Here is a 24,375-nt window from a genome sequence, read left to right on the forward strand (position 1 = left end):
TCGCCCCCGGCGGATGTCGAGTTCCTGCTGCTCATCGGGCACCATCAGATGCCGGCCACGGCGATCCCCCCTCGCCGTGAGCCCGATCCGATACGTGGAGGCAAGAGTGGCTGAGTCCCCGCGCAGTGCTGACCGGCCGGGGCCGCTGCCCAGCGGCCGGCACCGCCTCAGCCGTGAACAGGTGGTGGCGTCGCAGCGGTTGCGCATGCTGACGGCCACCGCCGAGGCGATGAAGGACAAGGGGTACGTGGGGACCTCGGTCGCCGAGATCATCCGGCGCGCCGGGGTGTCGCGGGAGACGTTCTACCAGCAGTTCCGTTCCAAGGAGGACTGCTTCATCCAGGCTCTGGACGCCGCCACCAAGCAGCTGGCGGGCCTGCTGGAGACGGCTTGGCAGCCGGCGGCCGGCTCCCCGAAGGCCACCCGGTCGGTGCCCCCGGAGGAGACCTTCCGCCGGCTGCTGCGCCTCTATCTGCAGACCCTCACCGAACAGTCCGCCTTTGCCCGGCTGTTCCTCGTCGAGGTGTACGCCGCCGGGCCCGAGGCGATGGCGATCCGCATGGCATGGCAGCGATGGTTCGCGGACGCCATCGCCGAGATCTTCCCCGTGGGCGACGAGGGCGGTGCGGACGAGCGGAGCTTCGGCTGCGAGGCCCTGGTCGCGGCCGCCGCGCATCTGGTGACGGCGCGCCTGGTCGCGGGGGACCTCAAGGGCCTGCGCGGGTTGGAGGATCCGCTCGTCCGCCTCGCGGTACGGCTCCTTGGCTGAGCGGTCAGCCGGCTGCGGGGAGCCAGGGGAAGTGCGCCAGTTGGCCCCGTAGACCGGCGGGCAGCAGCGGTGTGACCGCCGTGCGGTATCCGGCCACCTGATGCCGGGCCTCTGTCAGATCGCTCTTGAACAGTTCGTTGGGCGTCCTGCCCGGGATCGGCAGCCCGGGGCCGCAGAGCGGGATCTTCGGCGTCTGGCGGTTGAGCTGGTCGCCGCCGCCCGAGACGGTGTGCGGGTTGATGTCATAGCCGTGGTCGCCGGTGAAGTAGCCGACCACGCCGTTGGCGAAGCACACCAGGTTCGTGAGCAGGTTCTCGGAGTGGCAGATGCCGTCGTTGGTGTTGCAGATCTCCTTGACCGTCAGGTCGCCGAAGCCGCGCGGTCCCTTCATGGTCATGCCCGGCAGGATCGTCGGCAGGTTCGTCTCGATACCGCCCGGGCCGCCGTCCACACCGGGCCGCCGGGGGTCGCCGTAGAGCACGCCGTTGATCTGGTCGTGCGGGACGGCATCGCTCCCGGAGAGGGCGGCCAGCTCATCGCCGGCGACGATCGCGCCCTGCGAGTAGCCGGCGATGGTCACATGACTGGCGGAGCACTCGCCGTGGAAGCTCTTCACCGCCGCGTCGAGCTTGGCGATGCCCTCGGCCACCGAGTCGTCCAGCGTCTTGGGGTCGCCGGGGTAGGGGGCGATGGACGCCGAGTAGTGGATTTTGGTGAACGAAACGCCTTCGGGGAGCGCGGCGTTGCTGCGGTCGTAGACCGTGGCGTCGCCATCGAGGTGACCCCCGACCTCGAAGATCATCGTGTTCGGGCAGTCGGCCCGGGTCTGCGCCTGCGGGGCGGCGGCGACGGCTTGCGGTGTGCTCAGCCCCAGGACGGGCAGCGCGGCAAGTATCGCGAGTAACGAACGTGTCCTTCGCATGTGCACCTCGTCTCGAATTGGCATGGGAGGAACGGGAGTTCCGGCCCAGTGCGACGCCAAAGGTAGCGCCGGGAGAGGTTCTGCGAACAGAGGTGTTCGTGAAAGTGTGGTGTGCGTGGTGTGCGTGGTGGGCGCATTGCGTGGTCGCTCGCTCCTGACGCGGTCGGGGGCCGCACCGCACGTGCCGGTACGGCCCCCTGGGCCTGCGTCAGGAGGCCTGGATCAGGACTTCTGGGCCTCGTTGTAGAGGTTCTTGGCGTCCTCGCCGAAGTACGGGCCGAACATGGTGTTGGGCAGGAACTGGTAGCCGAAGCTGTTCACCGAGGACTGCAGGCCGGTGCCGGTCTTCTCGTCGAACGAGGTGAACCAGGGGCCGCCGCTGGAGCCGCCGGTCATGTTGCAGGACAGCCCGTGGTCGTTGGAGAACAGCGGGTCCTTGATGGTGTTGCCGCTGCAGTAGATGAGCTTGCTGCCGTCGTACGGGGCGGCCGCGGGGAAGCCGAAGGCGTACATCGCCTTGTTGTAGCCGGAGTTGAAGGACAGGCCCTGGCCGCCGACGGCATCGGTGAGCTTCTTGCCGTCGAGCGGGGCGACCACCGCGGCACCGACGTCGTAGTTGATGTCCTCGCTCGCCGTCCACTGGGGAGTCGCGAGGGTCTTGGCCGCCGGCCACTTGCCGTACGGGGCCTGGCCGTCGTGGTAGCCGGGGACGAAGGCCCAGTTGGTGTGCCAGGCGCCCTGCAGCTTCACACAGTGCCCCGCCGTGATCACGGTGCTCTTGTTGCCGCTGGTGACCGCGTCGCCGGAGCAGGAGGCGTTGCGGCCCTGGTAGGTGAAGAACACCCGGCCGGTGGTCTTGACGACCGCGCCGCCGCCGGTCCACGGTCCGCCGGCCTGGGGGAGAGACCCGGGCAACAGCGAGGTGGCCCGGGGGAGTCGGAAGAGGGTGGGGGCCACCTTGAGCGGGGCGCCGCGCGGGACCGCGGCGGGGGCGGACCGCTTGGTGGGTGTGGCGAGGTCCAGGGGAGCGGCGGCACGCATCCGGTCCGCGGTCCAGAAGGCGCCGGGGGTGGTCTGTGCGGTGGCGGTGCGGTGGGCGGGCTGCGGTGCGGCGCCGGCCTGGCCGGTGGGGAGCAGCAGGGCGAGCAGCGTACCGGCGGCCGTCAGGGTGCCGAGGGCGGCCCGGGATCTGCGCGCGGGGTGCGGCGCCGGTATGCCGTCAACTGCCGGTATGCCGCGAACGGTTCGTCTCACGCGTAACTCCTTCTGCGGGGCCGCGTACGGCGGGGCGTGCGCGGCCGCGGGGGACGGGGCCGCACGAGGGCGGCCCGGCAGACGAGAGGTGCGGATTCGAGCGAAGCGCCTGTCTTTGCACCCCGGCCGGTCAGCCCGGCGGGGCCCGAAGGCAGGCTCTTAGGGTGCCACCGGAAGGGAAAAGTGGGCAGGGGTCGTACGGGGATTCGACGTCCGGGCCGTACGACCCCTGGCGCGACCTCGTCCGTTCAGGCGCCGCCGTCCAGCCCGGCAAGGGCGTCCTCCCGGCCCGGCAAGGGTCTCCTCGCGTCCCGGCAAGGGCCTCGCCCCGCCCGGCAGGCCCCGCCCGTCGGCCCGCCGTCCCGCCGGCCCGTCTGCCCCGTGGTGCGACAGCCTCAACCCCGCCCGATATACGGCATGTTGGTGGCCATCACCGTCGCGAACTGCACATTGGCCGTCAGCGGCAGCGCTGCCATGTGGACGACCGTGCGGGCGACGTCCGTCGCGTCCATCACCGGCTCGACGGCCGTCTGGCCGTTCGCCTGCAGAATGCCGGTCTGCATCCGGCCGGTCATCTCGGTCGCCGCGTTGCCGATGTCGATCTGCCCGCAGGCGATGCCGTACGGACGGCCGTCCAGGGAGAGCGACTTGGTCAGGCCGGTCATCGCGTGCTTGGTGGCGGTGTACGCGACGGAGTGCGGGCGCGGGGTGTGCGCGGAGATCGAGCCGTTGTTGATGATCCGTCCGCCCTGTGGCTCCTGGGCTTTCATGGCGCGGAACGCGGCCTGGGCGCAGAGGAAGGAGCCGGTGAGGTTGACGTCGACGACCGCGCGCCAGTCGTCGTGACTCAGTTCCTCCAGCGGCGCGGGACGGCCGAAGGTGCCCGCGTTGTTGAAGAGCAGATCGAGCCGTCCGAAGCGCTCGTGGACGGCGGCGAACAGGGCGTCGACCTGCTCGGGGCGGGTGACATCGGTCGGCACTGCCATGATCGCGGGGCCGTCGGGGTCCACCGGGCCCGCCAGGCGGGAGGTCTCCGCCAGCGCCTCCGCGCGCCGCCCGGCCAGCACCACCGTCCAGTCGGCGGCGGTCAGCGCATGGGCGACCGCCCGCCCGATGCCGGAGCCGGCGCCGGTGACCACGGCCACCTGCCGGGGCGCCGCCCCGTCCTGCTGCGCCTGCTGTGCCGCCGGTGCCGTCTGTGTGCTCTGCCCGCCCCGCGAGGACGGTGCCGGCAGCGTGGGCCGGGGTGCCGTTGCCGTGCCGCCCACCTGCCCGGCCCGTGCCATCGGCGTCGTCCGCGCTGCCCGTGCCGGCTCTGTGTTCTCTGCCATGGCGGCAGCGTAAACGGCGTACGGGCAGCGAACGGGCCGCCGCCGCGACTCAGCCCCCGGTGTGGAAGCGCCGCAGGACCGCCGCCTTCGTGGCGGTGAACTCCTCCTCGGTGAGGATGCCGTCGCGGTGCAGCTCGCCCAGTTCGCGCAGCCGGCGCAGTAGCGCGTCATGGTCCTCGGCGGAGGCGGAGGCGGAGGCGGAGGCGGAGGGGGAGGCGGAGGCGGCGCCGGATGTCCGGGGAGCGGCCGGGGCGGGCGCCGCGGCCGGACTCCCCGTCGGCAGGGCCTTCTCCGCGCCGGCCAGCGGATGGGGCAGCCGCGCCGCGACCGCGGCCGCCAGCAGCGCCGTGGTGCCGCTCTCCTTCTTGAAGCCCCACAGCTCGATGGAGTTGGGGTCGCGCTCCGGCTTGAGCCGCTCCGTCGCCCCGCGCGTCCGGAAGCGGAGGTATCCGGACTCCAGACCGGCGGCGGCCCGCCACTCCACCGCTTCCAGCGCGGTGAGCGCGAATTCCCTGGGGCCCCAGTCCCGCTTGGTCTCGCTGGTGTTCCAGCGCCATTCGATGTGCACCCGCTCACCGTCGAACGTGGCGACACCGTCCACCCCGGCGGCCGAGAGCGGTACGGACGGACCGGGCAGCAGATAGCGGTCGGCCGGCCCGTCCGGTATCTGTTCCAGCATCAGGGCCTGCCGTACCGCGTCCACAAAGTACTCGGCGACGTCGATCCGTCCGGCGTCCACGGTCAGCCGGTACGGGTTCGCCTCGTCGGGCAGACCGCCGCCGGTGACCTGCAGCAATGGATCCGCGCCGTCCCGCAGCCGCAGTCGCAGCCGGCCGCCCTTGCGGGCCGGTTCGTGGGCGATCCCGGCCAGCGCGGCCAGTGGCACCGTGAACTCACCGAGATCCTGGCGCAGTTTGTGCACCCCGCGCTCGCGCCCCGGCACGATGCGTACGACCTCGCCGTCGAAGGTCCAGGTGCCGTCGCGCACCATCAGTTCAGCCATGCCCCGAATCCTACGGAGGCACGGCCGGTGCCGTGATTGTCCGACCGCGTCCGGTGCGGGCCCAGTCCTCATCCAGCTGTCATGTATGTGACGTGCGCGGGACAGCGCCGCGCCGCCCCGTGGCCCTCGAATTACTCCCCTACGGGCTCTGCGACAACTGCCTTCACGGGAGGGCCAGATGACTCACCACGCACCGCACGAGCAGGAGATCCGGGCCGCGGCCGCACACTTCGGGCGCCGCCGCTTCCTCACCGCCACCGGGGCCGCCGCCGCGCTCGCCTTCGCGACCAACCTCCCGAGCGCGGGCGCCGCATACGCCGCCGGGGCCGATGCACGGAAGATCACCGAGAACCCCTTCACGCTCGGCGTCGCCTCCGGTGACCCGCAGCCCGGCTCCGTCGTGCTGTGGACCCGCCTCGCCCCGCGCCCGTACGAGCCCGGCAACGGTATGCCGGACGCCAGAGTCACCGTCCGCTGGGAAGTCGCCTACGACGAGCACTTCAAGCGGCTGGCCGGCCAGGGCCGTGCCGACGCCCACCCGGAGTTCAACCACTCCGTGCACATCGAGCCCACCGGTCTCGCGCCCGACCGCGTCTACTACTACCGCTTCCGCGCCGGCAGCTGGATCAGCCCGGTCGGCCGCACCCGCACCGCGCCCACCCGCAGTGCCCGGATCTCCGCTCTGAAGCTCGCCGCGGTCTCCTGCCAGGCCTACCACGACGGCTACTTCACGGCCTACCGGCACCTGGCCGAGGAGGACCTCGACGTCGTCTTCCACCTCGGCGACTACCTCTACGAGTACCCGGTCGACGCGGCCGGCGGCGCCCGCGGCTACACCGACCGCAAGCTGCCCGCGGTCTTCAACCACGAGACGGTCACGCTGGAGGACTACCGGCTGCGTTACGCCCTCTACAAGTCCGACCCGGACCTGCAGGCCGCGCACGCCGCGCACCCCTTCATCGTCACCTGGGACGACCACGAGGTGGAGAACAACTACGCCTCCGACATCAGCGAGGACCACCTCCCGCCCGCCGAGTTCCTCGTCCGCCGGGCCGCCGCCTACCGGGCGTACTGGGAGAACCAGCCGCTGCGCCGCCCGCAGCGGCCCCAGGGTGCCGACGCCCGGCTCTACCGCCGCCTCCAGTACGGGCAGCTCGCCCAGTTCGACATCCTCGACACCCGCCAGTACCGCTCCGACCAGGCCTACGGCGACGGCTGGCACGCCCCGGGCCCCGAGTCCCAGGACCCCGAGCGCACCCTGACCGGCGCCGCCCAGGAGCGCTGGCTGATCGATGGCTGGCGGGAGTCCTCCGCGCGCTGGAACGTGCTGCCGCAGCAGGTCACGTTCTCCGAGCGGCGCAACGCCACCGGCCCCGGATACCAGCTGAGCATGGACGCCTGGGACGGCTACGCGGCCTCCCGTGACCGGGTCCTGGCGGGCGCCGAGTCGGCGGGCGTGGACAATCTCGTCGTCCTCACCGGCGATGTGCACGTCCACTACGCCTTCGACATCAAGAAGGACTTCAAGGACCCCGGTTCGCGCACCGCGGGGGTGGAGTTCGTGACCACCTCGATCGCCAGCGGCGAGGACGGCGCGGACAAGCCCGCCAATTGGGACACCTACCTGGCCGCCAACCCGCACCTGAAGTTCTACAATGGCCGGCGCGGCTACCTCACCGTCACCCTGGACCAGGACACCGCCCGGGCCGACTTCCGTACGGTGTCCGCCGTCACCACCCCCGGGGCGCCGGTGCGCACCGCCGCCTCCTTCATCTCCGAAGCGGGCGATCCGGGCCTGAAGCCCGCCTGATCCGGGACGTTCGTCCCAGGTCTGAGGGCGTCGGCCCCAGGGCCGAGCGACGTCCGTCCTAGGCCCAAAGGACCGGTCCGAAACCGGTCGGGAGCCGTCACGTGCGTGACACGATGGTGCAGCCATCTATCACCATGGAGACCCGTATGACGGAGCCCGGCGCGGCCGAGACCCAGGACCTTCCCCCCATAGCCGAGCGGGGCGCGGCAGTAGCACCGGCCGCGTCCCGCCGCACCAGCCTCCTCGTCACCCTCGTCCTCGGCGGCCTCACGGCGGTCCCGCCGCTCTCCATGGACATGTACCTTCCGGCCCTGCCGCAGGTCACCGCCGCCCTGCACAGCCCGGCCGCCACCGTCCAGCTCACCCTCACCACCTGCCTGGCGGGCATGGCGCTGGGGCAGATGATCGTCGGCCCGATGAGCGACAAGTGGGGGCGCCGCCGCCCGCTGCTGGCCGGCATGGTGATCTACGTCCTGGCCACCGCCCTGTGCGCGGTCGCCACCAACGCCGAACTCCTCATCGCCTTCCGCCTGTTGCAGGGACTGGCGGGCGCGGCCGGCATCGTCATCGCGCGGGCGATGGTCCGCGATCTGTACGACGGTGTGGCGATGGCCCGGTTCTTCTCCACCCTGATGCTGATCTCCGGGGTGGCGCCGGTCGTCGCCCCGCTCATCGGCGGCCAGATCCTCCAGCTCACCGACTGGCGCGGGGTCTTCGTCGTCCTCACCGCCGTCGGGCTGGCGCTCACCCTTCTGGTGTGGCGCAAGCTGCAGGAGACCCTGCCGCCCGAGCGCCGGCACTCCGGCGGCCTCGGCCAGACCCTGCGCACCATGCGTGATCTGCTCGCCGACCGGGTCTTCTCCGGCTACCTCCTCGTCGGCGCCTTCGCCTTCGCCGCCCTCTTCGCCTATATCTCCGCCTCGCCGTTCGTGGTCCAGGAGATCTACGGCGCCTCCCCGCAGACCTTCAGCCTGCTCTTCGGCGTCAACTCCGTCGGCCTGGTGGCCATCGGCCAGATCAACGGCAAGCTCCTGGTCGGCCGGGTCGGCCTCGACAAGGTGCTCGGCACCGGCCTGGCGGTGATCGCGCTCGCCGCGACCGCCCTGCTCCTGATGTCCGCCGGCGTCTTCGGCCCCGTCGGCCTGGTCCCGACCGCCGCCGGCCTGTTCGTCCTGATGGCCGCGATGGGCCTGGTCATGCCGAGCACCAACACCCTGGCGCTGCTGCGCACCCCGCACGCGGCCGGCTCCGCCTCCGCGCTGCTGGGCACCTCCACCTTCCTCCTCGGCTCGGTGGCCTCCCCGCTGGTGGGTATCGCGGGCGAGCGGACGGCCGTACCGATGGCGCTCGTCCAGCTCTCCTGCGCCGTATTGGCGCTCGTGAGCTTCCTGGGAATGTGCCGCCCGTGGCAGCGTAGGGGGGAGAGCATCGGGAGCACGGCAGGCGAGAGGACCAGGCTCTGAACGCAACGGGACTGACCTACGGCACACCGGCCCGCGCAGGGCTGGACCCCGGCTGGGTGGAACGGCTGGTCCGCGGTGTCCGGGCGCTGCCCGACGAGGGCCGGCCGCCCTGGTCCCCGGGCGTCGTCGTGCTGGCCGGCCGGGGACCGGTCGTCGCCGCCGAGGCCGCCGCGGGCTGGGCGCTGCGCTACCGGGCCTACGACCCCGAGCGGGACCGCGGCCTCGATCTGCCCCGCGACCTGTGGGAGCCGATGCGGGTCGGCACCGTCTTCGACCTCGCCTCGCTCAGCAAGCTCTTCACCGCCGTCGCCGCGATCCAGCAGGTCGAACGCGGCCGTCTGACCCTCCACGACGAGGTCCGGGCCCACCTGCCCGCCTTCGCCCCCGGCATCACCGTCCGGCAGCTGCTCACCCACACCTCGGGACTCGCCCCCGAGCTCCCCTTCTACGACCACCGGGACCGCTCCGCCCAACTGGCGCTGCTGTGGCAGGAGGCGGCGGCCCCGTCCGGCGGCCGGGCCCCCGTCCACCGCTACTCCGACCTCAACCTCATCGCTCTCCAGCTGATCCTGGAGCAGTGCACCGGGCACCGCCTCGATGCCCTGATCCGCGACGGCATCACCGGCCCGCTGGGCATGTCCAGCACCTCCTACGGGCCGCTGGCACCGCACGGCGTCGCGGCCACCGAGGACCAGCGGCGGCCCTGGGCGAAGGCGGACCGCGGCATGCTCCGCGGCGAGGTGCACGACGAGAACGCCTGGGCACTGGGCGGCGTCGCCGGCCACGCCGGACTCTTCTCCACCGCCCAGGACCTGGCCGTCCTGTGCCGCACGCTGCTCAACGGCGGTGCCTACGGCACGCACCGGATCCTCGGCCCGGACGCCGTCGCCGCCCTCCTCGACCCGCCCGGCCTCGGCTTCGGCGTCGACCAGCCGTATTTCATGGGCGAGTTGGCGGGCCGCGGCGCGGCCGGGCACACCGGCTTCACCGGCACCAGCCTGGTCCTGGACCGCGCCACCGACACCTTCCTCGTCCTGCTCGCCAACACGGTCCACCCCCGCCGCCACAACAGCGGCAGCGCCCCGCGCGCCGCAGCCGCCACCCGGCTGGCCCGCGCGGTCTCCCGCGCCCCCTGAGCAGGCAGGGCACGCCACCGGGCCCCGTAGAATTTCCCCCATGCACGAGGAACTGCGCGCCGCGCTGGCGGGCCTGCTCGACGGCCTGCCGCCCAAACAGGCCGCGCAGGCAGTCGACCGTCTGATCGCCAACTACCGGGGCCGTACCCCCACCGACGCCCCGGTCCTGCGCGATCGCGCGGATGTGGCCGCGTACGCCGCCTACCGCATGCCGGCCACCTTCGAAGCCGTACGGGCCGCGCTGACCGCGTTCGCCGCCCGGGTCCCGGACTGGTCCCCGGCCACCCATGTGGACATCGGCGGCGGCACCGGCGCCGCCACCTGGGCCACCGCGGCCACCTGGGAAGGCCACCACAGCACCGTCCTGGACTGGGCGCAGCCTGCCCTGGACCTCGGCCGGGAACTGGCCGCCAAGACCCTGCCCGACACGGAATGGCGGCGGCAGACCATCGGCGAGGGCCTGACCGTGCCCGCCGGCACGGACCTGGTCACCGTCTCCTACGTCCTGGGCGAACTCCGCCCCGAGGACCGCCGCGCCGTCGTCGCCGCCGCGGCCACCGCGGCCCGGGCCGTCGTCCTGATCGAACCCGGCACCCCCGACGGCTACCTCCGCATCCGCGAGGCCCGCACCCAGCTCACCGAGGCCGGTCTGCGCATCGTCGCCCCCTGCCCGCACAGCGACACCTGTCCCATCGTCCCCGGGGAGGACTGGTGCCACTTCTCCGCCCGGGTCAGCCGCTCCTCCCTCCACCGTCAGGTCAAGGGCGGCTCCCTCCCGTACGAGGACGAAAAGTTCAGCTACGTCGCCGCCACCACCCTCGACGCCACCCCCGCCCCCGCCCGCATCATCCGCAAACCCCAACTCCGCAAGGGCCAGGTCCTCCTGGACCTGTGCACCACACACGAGGGCCTGCAACGCACCACGGTGACCAAGCGGCACGGCACCCACTACCGCGAGGCCCGCGACGCTTCCTGGGGCGACGACTGGTCCTGACCCGTTCCCACGGGCCCTGACCCTTCCCCACGGGCCCTGACCTCATCCTCACCGGGCTGCGGCCCTAATACGGACGCGAGGTGCCGGGGGCGGAGGGGTGTGGTGCCGGACGTAAAGCGAAGCAGTCCGGCACCACACCCCGGAGCCCCCGGCACCGCACCACCCCCGCACGCGGGGCCCCAGCCCACCACCCCCTCTCCCGCCGAAGGCGAAAAACCGAACCCACCACGTTGCCGCACCCGACCACGTGGGATTCAGCTCAGACGTAGCTCCCCCGTCACACACTTCACACTCCCCCCGCCCTTCACCAACTCGGTCAGATCCATCCCGATCGGCTCATACCCCCGCTCCCGCAGCGGTTCGAAGAGCCCCACCGCCGCCTGGGGCAGCAGCACATGCCGCCCGTCGGACACCGCGTTCAGCCCGAACGCCGCCGCGTCGGCCGGGCCGGCGATCAGCGCGCCGGGGAACAGCCGCGCCAGCACCGCCCGGCTCCCGGCGGAGAACGCGCCGGGGTAGTACATGACCTCCGCCGCGCCTCCCCCATGCCTTGAGGGCACAGCGGGCCCCCCACCCGGCGCCCCGCCGCCGGGGTCGAGGACACATAGCGCCGTATCGAGGTGGTAGTAGCGCGGGTCGACGAGATCGAGGCCGATCACCGGGCGGGCGAAGTATTCCTGGGCCTCCGCATGGGACAGCGGGCTGCTGCGGAAGCCGCGGCCGGCCAGCAGCCAGGACGCGGTGACCGCGAAGTCACCCTCGCCCTCGTTGACGTGCTGCGGCTCGCGCACCGGGGCGAACCCGTGGCCGCGGTACCACTCGGCATGCACCGCGGCCTCGCCGTACCGCTCGGCGAAGGCGAACCGCGCGCCGAGCACCCGGCCGTCCACGACGGTGGCGCCGTTGGCGGCGAAGACCATGTCGGGGAAGGCGGGGTGCGGCGGCAGCTCCTCGACGGTGTGGCCGAGCGCGCGGTAGCGGTCGCGCAGGTCCTCCCACTGGGCGTGGGCGAGCGCGAGATCCACCGGCTTGTCGGGGTCCATCCAGGGGTTGATGGAATAACTGACCCGGAAGTACGTGGGCGGGCACATCAGATAGTGCCGGGGGGTGGGGCTGCGCCGGGGGGTACGCAAGGAGGGCTCCTCACGGTGGGGCACTCGGGGCGGGCACGGAATCCCGTACCCGCCCCCACATCGTCCGCCGTGCGGAGCCCCCGTGTCGCGGGCCGTGCACCGTTGGAGTGGCCCCCCGCGCACTCCCGCCGGGCCCGCGGCGCATGCCTGCCGGGGCCCGCGGCGCATGCCTGCCGGAGCCCCCGGCGGACTCCCACCGGGGGCCCGCGGTGCATTCCCGCCGGGCCCGCTCACCCCTTCCGGGCCCGCTCACCCCTTCCGGGCCCGCTCCTGGAATTTGCGCAGCAGCTCGTCGCGCCGGTCCTGCCCGGACCGCCCCCGGCCGCCGCGGCCGGTGCCCCCGGCGCCGCGCAGCGCGCCCCGCGAGAGCTTGCTCCGGGTCCCGCCGACACCGAGCATCCCGCCCGCATTTCCCTTGCTCATGGGAATCCCCTTCCTCCCGACCCTGGCGAGACGGATCGTCTCGCTCGACATCGACTATGCACGAGACGGAGCGTCTCGTCAAGACGATACGTCTCGCCTCTTCCTCGCTAGACTCCGCGGTATGGCGACCAAATCAGCCCCCGACTCCTCCCGCCGCAGCGAACGCTCCCGGCGCGCGATCTTCGATGCCGCCCTCACGCTCGTCGGCGAGGTCGGCTACGACAAGCTCACGATCGAAGGCATCGCCTCCCGGGCCGGGGTCGGCAAGCAGACGATCTACCGCTGGTGGCCCTCCAAGGCCGCCGTCCTGCTCGACGCGTTCACCGCCGGGGTCGACGACTACGACGCAAAGGGCCTCCCCGACACCGGAGATCTGGCCGCGGACCTCAAGTTCGTGCTGCGGGCCACCGCCGACGAATTCAACGACCCGGCGTTCCAGGCCCCCTACCGCGCCCTCGCGGCGGCGGGGGCGAATGACGAGGAGCTCTCCCGCACCTTCGTCGCCCGGCTGAGCGAGCCCGGCACCCGGCTCTATGTCGACCGGCTGCGGGCGGCCCAGGAAACGGGAGAGGTCGCCGCCGACACCGATGTGCGGATCGCCGCCGAGATGCTGCTGAGTCCCTTCTCACAGCGCTGGCTGATGCGCACCGGCGAATTGACCTACGACTTCGTCGACACCCTGGTCGACCAGGTCATGCGTGGACTGCGACCGCGCGACTGAGCGGACGGAGCATCGGCGGCACTCGGGCGCCGACGGTGCCCGAGTGCCGCCGATGCCCCGAATTGCCGGTATTCCTGCGTCCTTCGTTCACCCCGGATCCGCACACCGGTCACCCGAGGAGCAGGATGGTGGCAGCATTGATCCCAGACCACCGCTCGAAGTGAGGGGATAGATGGAACGCAAGAGCAGGTTCTCCCAGTGGCTGCGCCGGCCGAAGAGCGGATCGGACGGCGGCGATACGGACACGGGATCAGCGGCTGCGCGCAGCCGCGAGGACCTGCTGCTGGCGGCGGCCGACGCGGGTTTCCCGGTGGCCCCGGCGGCCCACCCCTCCGGCTACGGCTGTTCCTGTGAACGCATCGGCTGTCCGACCCCCGGCCGGCACCCCGTCTCCTTCGGCTGGCAGACCGTCGCCAGCACCGACCGCGACAAGGTCGCCGCCTGGGTCCGCACCCTCCCGCAGGCCAACTTCATCACCGCCACCGGCATCACCCATGACGTGCTGGACGTCCCCGTCGAGGCGGGCCGCAGTGCCCTGGGACGGCTGGACGCGGCGGGCATCGACGTCGGACCGATCACCCTCAGCGGCGCCGGCTTCGGCGACGGCCGGATGCTCTTCTTCACCGCCACCCGCGGCACCCCGGACGACGAGGACGAGTGGTGGCCCTGCGAGCTGGACTGCCATCCCGAGACCATGGACGAGCATCCGGGACTGCGCTGGCACTGCCGCGGCAGCTATGTGCTGCTGCCGCCCTCGACCCTGCCCGGCGACCAGCCCGCGGTGACCTGGCTGCGCGGCCCCGAGCTGCCGCTGCCCGACCCGCTGACGCTGCTGGAGTCGCTCACCGACGCCTGCGCGGCGTTCAACGACCGCGAGCCGCACCACCACGAGGCGCACGCCTGGCCGATCGGCCGCTGACCGGGTCCGCGGACCGTCCGGTCACCCCCGTCCGTACGCCGAAGGGCCGCCGGGATCACCCCGACGGCCCTTCGGCGTCTCCACGTTCCGGCCGAGTGCGCCGTACCGCCGCTACAGCGGCTCCACCGACGTCTTGCCCTCCCGCCGGTTCAGGATGACGACCTTGTCGCCGGAGCCCTTGGCCGGCACCGTGACCGCCTGGGAGGAGACGGTCGTGAAGGCCATCCGGTTGGTCTTCTTCTGCGGCCCCACCACCAGGCCCCGGAGCTCCGCCGGCACACTGATCGTCGCCCCGGCGAACATCGTCTGCTGCTGGTGGTAGACCGTCGAGAAGAACACCAGGGCACCGCCGTCCGTGGTCCGCAGCGCCACCGGCTGATGGTCCGAGGGGGTGTCCTGCCACTGGATGCGCGAACCGACCTTGCGGGCGTCCTTGGCGCGCCGGGCCCGCCAGCCGTCGGTCTGCGGACCGGACGCGAACACGCTGCCCTTGCCGGTGTTGAGAAAGTCCGCGTAGGCCCGGCCCAGTTTGCCGGGGGCCACTGTCAGCCCGGACCCGGAGCCGAGCGGCACCGCCTCGGCGTAGCCGTCCTTCGTCCTGAGCTCCGGCGCCTTGTTGCCCGGGAACTGCGCGAAGTACACCGCGCGCCACTTCTCGTCGATGTCGTCGCGGCTGAACACCAGGAACCAGCGGGTGTTGCGGCCACTGGCGTCCTTGCGGTTGCTGACCGCGTCCGCGATGAAGTACTTCGGCCAGCCCGCCTGCTTGGGGACGGTGAAGTGCGGGTTCTTGAACGCCAGCGCGGGGAAGTCCGGATTGCCCTGCGGCCGGAGGGCGTGTGCCGCCTTTATCCCGGCCTGGTCGATCGCGAGCAGCGCACCCGCCTCGAAGGAGGGGTTCAGCTTCGGGTCCAGCTGCCGGTAGGCCTGGTTGAAGCCTTCGGTGAAGCGGGTGAGGGCCTTGGTGCCCTCAGCCTTCGACACCGCCGGCAGCATCTCCCTCTCGCCGTGCACCGTCATGCACCCGCTCAGTATCACCAGCGCCGCCGCTGCCGACGTCAGTGTTGCGGGCACCCGGAACGGCGACCTGCGTGTCATGGGGCTCGGGCTCCTTCGGGGCGACCGGGGCGGACGGGGCGGCCGCCGGGGTGGCACGATTCGGCGCAACCCTACCGGGGGCGAGGAAGCACGCGAGCGTGGGGACCAGATACAGAGCCCACACTGTGACCTGAAGGACGGTCGGGTCCGGCTGGAAGTTGAAGACGCCCTTCAGCAGCGTCCCGTACCAGCTGTCGACCGGAATCTGCGCGCTGATGTCGAACGCCCGCGTGGTCAGCCCCGGCAGGATGTCCGCTTCCTGTAGATCGTGGAAGCCGTACGCCAGCACGCCCGCCGCGACCACCACCAGCATGCCGCCGGTCCAGGTGAAGAACTTCGCCAGGTTGATCCGCACCGCACCGCGGTAGAACAGCCAGCCCAGCAGCACCGCCGTCAGCAGCCCCAGCAGCGCCCCGACCAGCGGCCGTACCCCGTCCTGGGCGGACTGCGCGGCGGTCCAGATGAACAGCGCGGTCTCCAGGCCCTCGCGGCCCACCGACAGGAACGCGGTGACCACCAGTGCCACGGTGCCCATCTGCAGCGCCGCGTCCAGCTTGCCGTGCAGCTCCTGCTTCAGATGCCGCGCGGTGCGCCGCATCCAGAAGACCATCCAGGTCACCAGGCACACCGCAATGATCGACAGCGATCCGCCGAGCGCTTCCTGCGCCTTGAACGTCAGCGTCTGCGAACCGAATTGCAGCGCCGCACCGAACGCGAACGACAGCACCACGGCGAGCGCGATACCGAGCCAGACCGGGCGCAGCGCCCCCCGCCTGCCGGTCTTGACCAGGTAGGCGATGAGAATGCAGACGACGAGGCTGGCTTCCAGGCCCTCGCGCAGACCGATCAGGTAGTTGCCGAACACGTCGGTTCCTTCCCTTCCTTCATGGAGTCGACGACGGTGTTCCGCACGCCGACGGTGGTACGACGGTGTCAGGCGAACAGCGCCCGGCCCCACCAGTCGTCCGCGTTCCGGACGCCCGGCGGTACCGCGAAGACCGCTGAACCCACGTGCTGGATGTATTCGTTGAGTGCGTCATCGGCCGCCAGCCGCTTCTGCAACGGCACGAAGCCCTGGCGTACGTCCCGCTGGTAGGCGAGGAAGAACAGCCCCGCGTCCAGCCGGCCCAGACCGTCCGTACCGTCGGTGAAGGAGTAGCCGCGGCGCAGGATCCGCACCCCGCCGTTGGAGTCCGGATGCGCCAGGCGGACATGCGCGGTCGGCAGCATCGACTTCAGATGCGGGGTGTCCCGCTCGTGCTTCTTGCCGACCGGTGCGCCCTCGCCCTTGTTCCGGCCGAAGATCTCCTCCTGCTCCTGGAGCGAGGTGCGGTCCCAGGTCTCGATGTGCATCCGGATCCGGCGGGCGACCAGGTAGGAGCCGCTGGCCATCCAGCTCTCCTTGCCCTTCGCCGCACCGTCCGCGACCCACACATGCTGGTCGAGCGCGGCGGTGTCGGTACCGGCGAGGTTGTGGGTGCCGTCCTTGAAGCCGAACATGTTGCGCGGGGTCTGGGCGTCCGGCGTCGTCGAGGACGTCTTGCCGAAGCCCAGCTGCGACCAGCGGATCGCGACCTTGCCGAAGCCGATCCGGGCCAGATTGCGGATCGCGTGCACCGCGACCTGCGGGTCGTCCGCACAGGCCTGGACGCACAGATCACCGCCGCTGCGCGCCTTGTCGAGGTTGTCGCCGGGGAACTGCGGCAGCTCGATCAGCGCCTCGGGGCGCCGCGCCTTGATGCCGAACCGGTCCTTGCCGTCCTTCTCGAACAGCGTGGGGCCGATGCCGAAGGTGAGGGTGAGCCGCGACGGCGGCAGCCCGAGCGCCTCGCCGGTGTCGTCCGGCGGGGCCTCCGCCAGTCCGCCGACCGCGCCGTCGCCGACCGCGTCCCCGGCCGTCATCCGCGCCGCCGCCTTCGTCCACTCCTTGAGCAGCGCGATCAGCTCGTCGCGGTCGTCGGTGGTGACATCGAACGCGGCGAAGTGCAGCCGGTCCTGGACGGCGGAGGCGATACCGGCCTGGTGCTTGCCGTGGAAGGCGATCGCGGAGCCCGCGGTCGCGTCCGCGCCGGCCGGCCGGGCGTCGTCGCCGGTGCGCAGCGCCGCCGCCGTACCGCCGGCCGCGACGGCGCCGAGTGCCAGGCCCGCGCCGCCCCAGCCGAGCAGTGAACGCCGGGACGGTGCACGCCCGTTGGCGGGCTGCGCGGTCCGGTCGTCCCCGGTGGCGGTGCTCTCGGTGGGCTTGTCGTCGTCGTGCGTCATCGCGTCCCCTTGCCTGGCGGCGGACTACTTGGCGGTGGCCACGGCGGCGGCCAGCTTGGACAGCGGCTCGGCGAGCGCGTTGACCCCGTCGGAGAGCTTCTTGCGCTCGCTCTTGCCGACCGTGTCGTACGAGGCGAAGCCGTCCGCCGACTTGCTGTCGCGGTGCTCGTCGAGCAGCTCGCCGATCACCTTGAACTGCTTGTCCAGCGCCTTGGCGAGCGCCGGGTCGTTCTTGCCGACGACCGGCTTCAGCAGCTCGTAGGCCTTCTCGGCACCCTCGACATTGGCGTGGAAGTCGAGCAGGTCGGTGTGGCTGTAGCGCTCTTCCTCACCGGTGACCTTGCCGGTGGCCACCTCGTCGAGCAGCTCCTTGGCGCCGTTGGCCATGCTGGTCGGGGTGATCTCGGCCTTGCCGACCCGCTTCTGCCAGTCCTTCAGGTCGGTGTTCAGCTGGTCGGCGAGCTTCTTGTCATCCCCGGAGATCTTCTTCTCCTCCCACAGGGACTTCTCCAGCTTGTGCCAGCCGGTCCACTTCTGGCCCTTCTCCAGGCCGTCGGCGCGCACATCGACCTTGGGGTCGATGTCACCGAACGACTCGGCGACCGGCTCGGTGCGCTCCCAGCCGACCCGGGAGAGGGCGTAGGTCTTCTTGGCGAACTCGACATCGCCGTCCTTGACCGCGTCGGCGAACTTCTGCGCTGCCGGGAGGGTCTGGTCGGCCTGCTCCTGGACGTACTTGCGGTACGCGGCGACCGCGGCATCCAGCTTGGGGTCGCGCTGGGTGCTCGCGCCCTTGCCGCTGGCGGTCACCTTCTGGCGGATGCCGTCGCCCTTCATGCCCGGCTTGCAGGCGATTTCGTACGAACCGGCCTTGATCTCGGCGGTGATCTCCGTCCGGGTGCCGGGACCGATGTTCTCCCGCTCGGTCACGATCCGGTCGCCGGGCGCGTAGACGTACACCTCGGTGACCTTGGAGCCCTTGTTCTGCACCGCGAACCGGACATGTCCGGCGGGGAACTCCTTGGCGGAGAGCTCACAGCTGCTGTCGGTCGCGGTCACCTCGATCGTGCCCTTGCCGTCGCCCCCTTTGCCGTCGTTCTTCGCGGCGCAGCCGGCGACGGCGGTGACGGCCGTGGCCGCGGCGAGGGCGGCGACGGCGGAGGGGCGAAGGGCGCGCATAACGGGGCTCCAAGCGGGCTCGGATGGACGGAAACGACGTACGGAACACTAGGCAGCGGCCAGGGCCGCCACTAAGGCGGGCCTAACTTATCTGAGGCTTACCTGTTTCTGCCCCGCCTGTCGAGTGATCCGGCTCTCATGCGCAACGTCCCGATGACGATTTGACCGGCGCCCGGTCACGGAACGGCCATGCGCCGGTCAAGGTAAGGGGCACCGTTCGCGACGGTCCATGACGACTGGAATTCCGGCCTGCCGCCGCCCGGTCCCGCCCTTCCTTTCCGTCCCCGCCCCCCTCTCCTGCTCCTCGCCGTGGGGGGGGCGGGTACGCCGCGCCACGCCGTAGCCCGGCACGGCGTGACATAACGGCACGGCAAGCGTCAACGAGCGGGAATTCAGCGGCAGTTGACGCAGTCCGGGCGCCCGTCGGCCCCTATGCGCTCAGCGGGAACTGCTCGCCCAGCTCCCGGAAGACCGCGCTGTTCAGCCGGAACGCGCGCTTGCACTCGTCGACCACCCGCTGCTTTTCCAGATCGTCCACGGGCAGCGCATCCAGCAGCGCCCGGTACTCCCGCTTGAAGGCGGCGGGGTTGGTGATGCCCTCGAAGACGTAGAAGCGCACCCCGTCGCCCTTGCGGGTGAAGCCCCAGGTCTTCTCCGCGGTGCCGCGGATGATCTGGCCGCCGGAGAGGTCGCCGAGATAGCGGGTGTAGTGGTGGGCGACAAAGCCGGCCGGCCAGTCGCGGGCGCAGGTCGTCACCCGGTCCGCGTAGGCGGCGGTGGCCGGCAGGGGCGCCAGGCCGTCGCGCCAGGACGGCCCGCCGAGATGGGCGAGGTCGCGCTCCAGTGCGGGGGTGCGGGCCAGCTCCGGACGGAGGAAGGGGCCCGCGACCGGATCCTCGGCGAGCGGCCCGGAGGTGCCCTCCAGCGCGCGGTAGACGAACCACAGCTGCTCGGTGTAGCGCCGGTAGGCCCGGACGCCGAGCCTGCCGCCGAGCAGATCGCTCATGAAGGAGGAGTTCTCGGCCTCCGTGTGCTGCTCGTGGGACGCGGTGCGGATGACCGTCGAGAACGGAGCGGACGGAGCGGGCGGGGTCGGGCTGGACGCTTCCAAGGCGGACCTCCGGGGGCTGAGGGCAGCGGACGGGAACAGGCCGGCTCCGCCGAGCCGCCGTAACTTAGGCTTACCTAACCAACGGCTCACGTCAACCCGTTCCCGACGTCCTGTCGGTAACGAGCCTACCCCTGTTCCCGACGCGCTGTCGGTAAAGAGTTCCCCGCAGCCCCCGCAGCCCCCGCAGCCCCCGCAGCCCCCGCTCCCGTCAGGGCAGCGTGAGGATCTCCGCCCCGGTGTCGGTGACCACCAGCGTGTGCTCGAACTGCGCGGTCCGCTTGCGGTCCTTGGTCACCACCGTCCAGCCGTCGTCCCACATGTCGTAGTCGTAGGACCCCAGCGTCAGCATCGGCTCGATCGTGAAGGTCATGCCGGGCTTGATGTCGGTGGTGTGGTGCGGGCTGTCGTAGTGCGGAACGATCAGGCCGGAGTGGAAGGAGGAGTTGATGCCGTGACCGGTGAAGTCACGGACCACGCCGTAGCCGAAACGCTTGGCGTACGACTCGATGACCCGGCCGATGATGTTGATCTGCCGGCCCGGCTTGACGGCCTTGATCGCGCGGTTGAGTGCCTCACGGGTGCGCTCGACCAGCAGCGTGGACTCTTCGTCCACGTCGCCGCACAGGTACGTGGCGTTGTTGTCGCCGTGCACCCCATTGATGTACGCGGTGACGTCGAGGTTCACGATGTCGCCGTCCTTGAGGACGGTCGAGTCCGGGATGCCGTGGCAGATGACCTCGTTGAGCGAGGAGCACAACGACTTGGGAAAGCCGCGGTAGCCGAGCGTGGACGGGTAGGCGCCGTGGTCACACATGAACTCATGCGCGACCCGGTCCAGTTCGTCGGTCGTCACGCCCGGCGCGATCAGCTTGGCGGCCTCCGCCATCGCCTGCGCGGCGATCCGGCCGGCGATCCGCATCCGCTCGATCGTGTCGGCGTCCTGCACCTCGGGCCCCGTGTAAGGGGTGGGTGCATCCTTCCCGACGTACTCGGGGCGCGGGATCGAGGCGGGGACGGGGCGGGTGGGGGAGATCTTCCCCGGGGCAAGAAGCGACTGGCCAGACATATCAGCGAGTGTATCCGCGGGCCGTCGGGCAGGATGGTGGCACAGAACATCCACAGGAGGCGGCAATGGCGCTGTTCAAGAGGCGTACGGTCGGCAAGCCGGGCGAGTGGTACTACTGCCTCAAGCATCAGACGGTCGAAGAGGGGCCCGAGTGCCGCGCCGCCGACCGCTTCGGTCCGTACGCCACCCGCGAGGAGGCGGCGCACGCCATGGAGACCGCCGGCGAGCGGAATCTGGAGTGGGATACCGACCCCAAGTGGCACGACGAGCCGGAGAAGGGCAAGAGCGGCGGGGCGGACACCTAAGGGTTCTGTCCGGGGAGGTTGTGGACGGTGAGGCAGGGACGCGGTGTCCCGCCGCGTCCCTGCCTCAGGTCGTCGCCGGGTCCGCGTCCGGGGTCTGCGGGCCGGGGCCGGCACCCGCGCCGTCCCGCCCACCCTCGCCGCCCGGTGACCCGGCGGCGGCCCGGCGCTCCCGCATCCGCCGGGCGTGCTCATCCGTCCTGGCGTCGTACGCCATCAGCTTCGGCAGCCCGAGTGCCAGCAGCCCGACCCCCGCGAAGCACAGCAGCCCGCCCAGCGACACCGACGTCCGTACGCTCGTCAGCGCCGCCATGCCGCCGATCCGGACCTGGCCCAGCTGCGGGCCCGCCGAGTACGAGAGCAGCTCGATACCGGCCAGCCGCCCGCGGAGTTCGTCGGGGATGGTCTGGTTCCACATCGCCGAGCGGAAAATGCCGCTGACCATGTCGCACGCACCGGCCAGCATCAGCAGGAGCAGCACCAGCCAGACGTTGCGCAGCTGCCCGGCCGCCGCTATCGCCAGCCCCCAGCCGGCGGCGGCCAGCGCGATCGCGCGGCCCTGCCGGTGGATCCGTGAGGTCCAGCCGCTGGTCAGGCTTACCACGAAGGAACCGGCCGGCAGTGCCGCGTACATCAGCCCCAGTGCCCAGGGCGCGTCGAGGTCGTCGGCGAGGAACGGGAAGATCGCCAGTGGGAAGGCGAAGAGCATCGCGAGGACGTCGATGGCGTAGGTGCCGAGCAGCTCCTTACGGCTCCAGGCGTAGCGCGCGCCCTCGGCGATACCGCGCAGCGACGGTTTCTCGGCGTCGTGCGAGGCGGGCGACGGCGCCAGCTTCAGGGCGAGCAGCACCGAGAACACGAAGGTGACCGCGTCGATGGCGTATGCCCAGCGCAGCCCGGCAAGGGCCAGCAGTCCGCCGGCCAGCGCGGGCCCGGCGATGGTGCCGATCTGCCAGCGCAGCGCGTTCAGGGCGGCGGCCGCGGCGAGCTGCTCGTGCGGGATGATCCGCGGCACGATCGCGTCCAGGGCCGGCCGCTGCAGACCGATCAGCGCGCTGGTCGCCGCCGCGGCCGCGTACAGCGGCCACACCATCGGGTGCGGCAGCAGGCTGTTGAGCAGCAGGAGCACGGAGACCAGGCCCAGCGCGGCCTCGGTCCACAGGACCAGCCGACGGCGGTCGAAGGAGTCCGCGAGCGCCCCGCCGTAGAGACCGAAGACGATCAGCGGGACCAGCTCCACCGCACCCAGCGCCCCGACCGCGAGCGTGGAGCCGGTCAGCACCTTCAGCTGGAGCGGTAGGGCCACGAGGGACAGCGAACTGCCGAAGACCGTGACCACGCCCGCGCACCACAGCAGCCGGAAGTCGCGCGAGGAGTGCCAGGGGGCCAGACCCGGCAGCAGCGCGGAGAGGCGTCGGCGTGCGCGAGGCGCGAGGGGCGAACCGGATGAACCAGGTGAACCAGGTGAACCAGGTGAAGGGGATGCGGGGGAAGAAAACGGGCCGTCCGAAGTCACGGTGCACCATCGTGCGCGCGGACGCGGTGCGGGGCAAAGGGTTTTCAGCGGCCTGCGGGGCGGGCCTCGTGGGCTACCAGCGAGGCGGCGGCGGGGCGGTCAGCCCGTCGGCGAGGCGGGCCAGCCGGTCGCGGAAACGGCGGCGTCCGCGGGGCGCGGGCAGGCTGTTCTCGCCGGTGGCCGCGCTCACCAGATGCTGGACGGTGTCCAGGTCGAGGTCCGGCGCCGCCCCAGCCGCCTCCTCGGGCGGGGCCGGGGGTGCGGCGAGCGCGTCATGGGCCAGGGCGTGCAGATCACGGTCGCCGCCGTCCAGAGCGAGCACCGTGGCGCCGTTCCGTCGTGCGTCGTGCACCCGCTCCAGCAGTCCGGCGCCCGGCTGCCCCGGCGCGACGACCAGCAGTGTCTCGCCCCGCCCGGCCGCCGCCAGGCGGCCGAGCCCCACCGCCAGATGGGCCGGCGCCCCGCCCGGGACACGATGCCGCACCAGGGTCGGTGACAGCTCCGGCAGGCCCGACCAGGCGGCCTCGTCGTCCAGATGCGCGGCCAGATGCCAGGGCTCGTACGCGGCACTGCCGACCAGCAGCAGCCCGCCCCCGTGCGGGACGACGGCACCGCGCAGCGCCGTGGCGAAGCGGCGGGTGGCCTGGATCCACTCGGTCCCGGCGAGAACCTCACGCAGCAATGCGACCCGTACGGCATCCATGGCCGGGAATCCTGCCGCAGTCCGCGCCGTTCTGGTCGCCGTTTCAACGGGTGTCACCCATACGGGACTTGGGGTGTGCCCGCGCCTGCGCCGGGCCGGCCCCCTCCGGCCGAGGGCCGCATGGCGCAGGGAAACCCGTCCTGCATTGCCTTTACGGCGGGGTCATACCGCCGTCGATCCACCCCGTTCGCCCCGTTCATCCTGTCCGAACTGTTCACCCTTTCCGCCTGTTCCGCCCGTTCCGCCCTGGGCGGCGCTCGCCGTCGGCAACAGTCCCGCCGCCATGAGTCGACGTCCTACCTCCGCCACGGCCTCCTCGCTCAGTGGGCGTTGGGGGAAGGCGGTGGCGCCCCGGTCGATCACACCGAGGAGGTGGAGGGCCGCCTTGAAGGCGCCCAGCGCGGAGGAGCTGCGGCCCATCTCGGTCTCCGGGCCGGCGTCGACGAGGGTGAAGAGGGCGGCCAGGCGTTCCTGTTCGGCGGCGGCCTGTTCCCAGTTGCCGGACCGGGCGGCGTCGTAGAGACGTACGTAGGCCGCCGGGTCGACATTGCCGATCCCGGGGACGACACCGTCGGCGCCCGCCAACAGGGCGGCGTCCACGGTCAGTTCGGAGCCGGTGAGGACCGAGAAGCCCGGGGCGGGGCCGGTGCGCCGGGCGGTGCGGCCGCCGAGCCCGACGAGCAGACGGCGCAGCGAGCCCTCGTCGCCGCTGCTGTCCTTGAGCCCGGCGAGCGTGCCGTCCTCGGCCAGCTCCCGCACCAGCGACGGGGCCAGCTTGCTGTGGACGGCGACGGGGATGTCGTAGGCGAAGAGGGGCAGATCCACGGCCGTGCGGAGATGCCGGAAGTGGGCGGCGATCTCCCGGGGGTGGGTGCGGGTGTAGAAGGGCGCGGTGGCGACCAGGGCGTCGGCGCCGAGGGCGGCGGCGGTCCGGGCGTGGTCGAGCACCCGTGGAGTGGTGGTGTCGATGACCCCGGCGAGCACCGGGACCCGGCCGTCCGCGGCCTTGATGACGGCTTCCAGAGCGGTGCCGCGCTGGGCGTCGGTGAGGTACGCGACCTCGCTGGTGGAGCCGAGGGCGAACAGGCCGTGCACGCCGCCGTCGACGAGGTGGTTCACCAGGCGCGCCAGGGAGGCGGTGTCGATCTCGCCGCGCGGGTCGAGCGGGGTGCAGACCGGCGGGATGACGCCGTGCAGGGGGGCGGGCAGTGCCATAAGGGCTCCGGGCTCCGATCGGAACAGGACATGGGATGTCCCATG

At 71.8% G+C, this 24,375-nt stretch carries 22 protein-coding genes and 1 pseudogene; 8 read left to right on the top strand and 15 right to left on the bottom strand.

Translation table 11 applies throughout. The annotated features are described in order from the left end of the window. Positions 1-106: 106 nt before the first annotated feature. Complete coding sequence (locus AB0C46_RS32070; RefSeq protein ID WP_362832142.1) at positions 107-769, top strand: TetR/AcrR family transcriptional regulator; 663 nt, start codon at positions 107-109, stop codon at positions 767-769. A 4-nt stretch (positions 770-773) separates the two neighbouring features. On the opposite strand, the gene AB0C46_RS32075 is transcribed toward AB0C46_RS32070, so the two are convergent. The 4 genes from AB0C46_RS32075 to AB0C46_RS32090 form a co-directional block, all read right to left on the bottom strand. Further along, entirely contained in the window at positions 774-1,691 is a 918-nt protein-coding gene (locus tag AB0C46_RS32075; RefSeq protein WP_362832143.1) for a PE-PPE domain-containing protein, read from the bottom strand. A 222-nt stretch (positions 1,692-1,913) separates the two neighbouring features. After that, positions 1,914-2,945, bottom strand: coding sequence for a peptidase (locus AB0C46_RS32080; protein WP_362832144.1), 1,032 nt, complete (start codon positions 2,943-2,945; stop codon positions 1,914-1,916). A 395-nt stretch (positions 2,946-3,340) separates the two neighbouring features. Next, positions 3,341-4,231 (bottom strand): SDR family oxidoreductase, encoded by an 891-nt coding sequence (locus AB0C46_RS32085; RefSeq protein ID WP_362832185.1) that lies wholly within the window; start codon positions 4,229-4,231, stop codon positions 3,341-3,343. A 94-nt stretch (positions 4,232-4,325) separates the two neighbouring features. Then, positions 4,326-5,279, bottom strand: a complete 954-nt coding sequence (locus tag AB0C46_RS32090) for a DUF4429 domain-containing protein (protein ID WP_362832145.1) — start codon at positions 5,277-5,279, stop codon at positions 4,326-4,328. Positions 5,280-5,457: 178 nt separating this feature from the next. Here AB0C46_RS32090 and AB0C46_RS32095 point away from each other — a divergent pair, with 178 nt between their 5' ends. From AB0C46_RS32095 to AB0C46_RS32110, 4 genes are all read left to right on the top strand, one after another. Continuing rightward, positions 5,458-7,089 carry an alkaline phosphatase D family protein gene (locus AB0C46_RS32095; protein WP_362832146.1) on the top strand — a complete coding sequence of 544 codons (1,632 nt, stop codon included), beginning with the start codon at positions 5,458-5,460 and terminating at the stop codon, positions 7,087-7,089. A 146-nt stretch (positions 7,090-7,235) separates the two neighbouring features. Beyond that, a complete protein-coding gene (locus AB0C46_RS32100; protein ID WP_362832148.1) occupies positions 7,236-8,552 on the top strand; it encodes a multidrug effflux MFS transporter in 1,317 nt (438 codons plus the stop codon). Between the two features lie 56 nt (positions 8,553-8,608). Then, positions 8,609-9,688: a serine hydrolase domain-containing protein gene (locus AB0C46_RS32105; RefSeq protein ID WP_362832149.1), complete on the top strand. Its 1,080-nt coding sequence runs from the start codon at positions 8,609-8,611 to the stop codon at positions 9,686-9,688. Positions 9,689-9,728: 40 nt separating this feature from the next. Then, entirely contained in the window at positions 9,729-10,682 is a 954-nt protein-coding gene (locus AB0C46_RS32110; RefSeq protein ID WP_362832151.1) for a small ribosomal subunit Rsm22 family protein, read from the top strand. A 254-nt stretch (positions 10,683-10,936) separates the two neighbouring features. Here AB0C46_RS32110 and ddaH read toward each other — a convergent pair whose 3' ends face one another. Then, positions 10,937-11,815 (bottom strand): dimethylargininase, encoded by an 879-nt coding sequence (gene ddaH, locus AB0C46_RS32115; protein WP_362832152.1) that lies wholly within the window; start codon positions 11,813-11,815, stop codon positions 10,937-10,939. 249 nt (positions 11,816-12,064) lie between these two features. Then, positions 12,065-12,238, bottom strand: coding sequence for a DUF6243 family protein (locus AB0C46_RS32120; protein WP_362832153.1), 174 nt, complete (start codon positions 12,236-12,238; stop codon positions 12,065-12,067). Between the two features lie 121 nt (positions 12,239-12,359). Between AB0C46_RS32120 and AB0C46_RS32125 the strand changes: the two genes are divergently transcribed. Together AB0C46_RS32125 and AB0C46_RS32130 are read left to right on the top strand one after the other, a co-directional pair. Continuing rightward, entirely contained in the window at positions 12,360-12,959 is a 600-nt protein-coding gene (locus AB0C46_RS32125) for a TetR/AcrR family transcriptional regulator (RefSeq protein ID WP_362832154.1), read from the top strand. Between the two features lie 172 nt (positions 12,960-13,131). Continuing rightward, complete coding sequence (locus AB0C46_RS32130) at positions 13,132-13,878, top strand: bifunctional DNA primase/polymerase (RefSeq protein WP_362832155.1); 747 nt, start codon at positions 13,132-13,134, stop codon at positions 13,876-13,878. A 111-nt stretch (positions 13,879-13,989) separates the two neighbouring features. Here AB0C46_RS32130 and AB0C46_RS32135 read toward each other — a convergent pair whose 3' ends face one another. The 6 genes from AB0C46_RS32135 to map form a co-directional block, all read right to left on the bottom strand. Beyond that, positions 13,990-14,862 (bottom strand): hypothetical protein, encoded by an 873-nt coding sequence (locus tag AB0C46_RS32135; RefSeq protein WP_362832157.1) that lies wholly within the window; start codon positions 14,860-14,862, stop codon positions 13,990-13,992. Further along, the gene (gene efeU, locus AB0C46_RS32140; protein ID WP_362832158.1) at positions 14,849-15,841 is read right to left on the bottom strand and encodes an iron uptake transporter permease EfeU; all 993 of its coding nucleotides are present in this window, start codon (positions 15,839-15,841) and stop codon (positions 14,849-14,851) included. The genes AB0C46_RS32135 and efeU overlap by 14 nt, the downstream gene beginning before the upstream one ends. A 68-nt stretch (positions 15,842-15,909) precedes the next feature. After that, positions 15,910-17,238 carry an iron uptake transporter deferrochelatase/peroxidase subunit gene (gene efeB / locus AB0C46_RS32145; RefSeq protein WP_362832159.1) on the bottom strand — a complete coding sequence of 443 codons (1,329 nt, stop codon included), beginning with the start codon at positions 17,236-17,238 and terminating at the stop codon, positions 15,910-15,912. Positions 17,239-17,262: 24 nt separating this feature from the next. Next, the gene (gene efeO / locus AB0C46_RS32150; RefSeq protein ID WP_362832160.1) at positions 17,263-18,417 is read right to left on the bottom strand and encodes an iron uptake system protein EfeO; all 1,155 of its coding nucleotides are present in this window, start codon (positions 18,415-18,417) and stop codon (positions 17,263-17,265) included. Between the two features lie 430 nt (positions 18,418-18,847). Beyond that, the gene (locus AB0C46_RS32155) at positions 18,848-19,528 is read right to left on the bottom strand and encodes a biliverdin-producing heme oxygenase (protein WP_362832161.1); all 681 of its coding nucleotides are present in this window, start codon (positions 19,526-19,528) and stop codon (positions 18,848-18,850) included. A 208-nt stretch (positions 19,529-19,736) separates the two neighbouring features. After that, complete coding sequence (map, locus tag AB0C46_RS32160) at positions 19,737-20,594, bottom strand: type I methionyl aminopeptidase (RefSeq protein ID WP_362832162.1); 858 nt, start codon at positions 20,592-20,594, stop codon at positions 19,737-19,739. 65 nt (positions 20,595-20,659) lie between these two features. Here map and AB0C46_RS32165 point away from each other — a divergent pair, with 65 nt between their 5' ends. Further along, positions 20,660-20,899, top strand: coding sequence for a hypothetical protein (locus AB0C46_RS32165; RefSeq protein WP_362832163.1), 240 nt, complete (start codon positions 20,660-20,662; stop codon positions 20,897-20,899). Positions 20,900-20,963: 64 nt separating this feature from the next. Here AB0C46_RS32165 and AB0C46_RS32170 read toward each other — a convergent pair whose 3' ends face one another. The 3 genes and pseudogenes from AB0C46_RS32170 to AB0C46_RS32180 form a co-directional block, all read right to left on the bottom strand. Beyond that, positions 20,964-22,298, bottom strand: a complete 1,335-nt coding sequence (locus AB0C46_RS32170; protein WP_362832186.1) for an MFS transporter — start codon at positions 22,296-22,298, stop codon at positions 20,964-20,966. 187 nt (positions 22,299-22,485) lie between these two features. Beyond that, on the bottom strand, positions 22,486-23,115 hold the full coding sequence (locus AB0C46_RS32175; protein WP_362832164.1) for a hypothetical protein: 630 nt from the start codon (positions 23,113-23,115) through the stop codon (positions 22,486-22,488). A 264-nt stretch (positions 23,116-23,379) separates the two neighbouring features. Continuing rightward, positions 23,380-24,330: pseudogene (locus AB0C46_RS32180) on the bottom strand (dihydrodipicolinate synthase family protein); the annotation flags it as partial. Positions 24,331-24,375: the final 45 nt, after the last annotated feature.

Source organism: Streptomyces sp. NPDC048637, from assembly GCF_040650675.1.
In the GTDB taxonomy this organism is placed as follows: domain Bacteria; phylum Actinomycetota; class Actinomycetes; order Streptomycetales; family Streptomycetaceae; genus Streptomyces.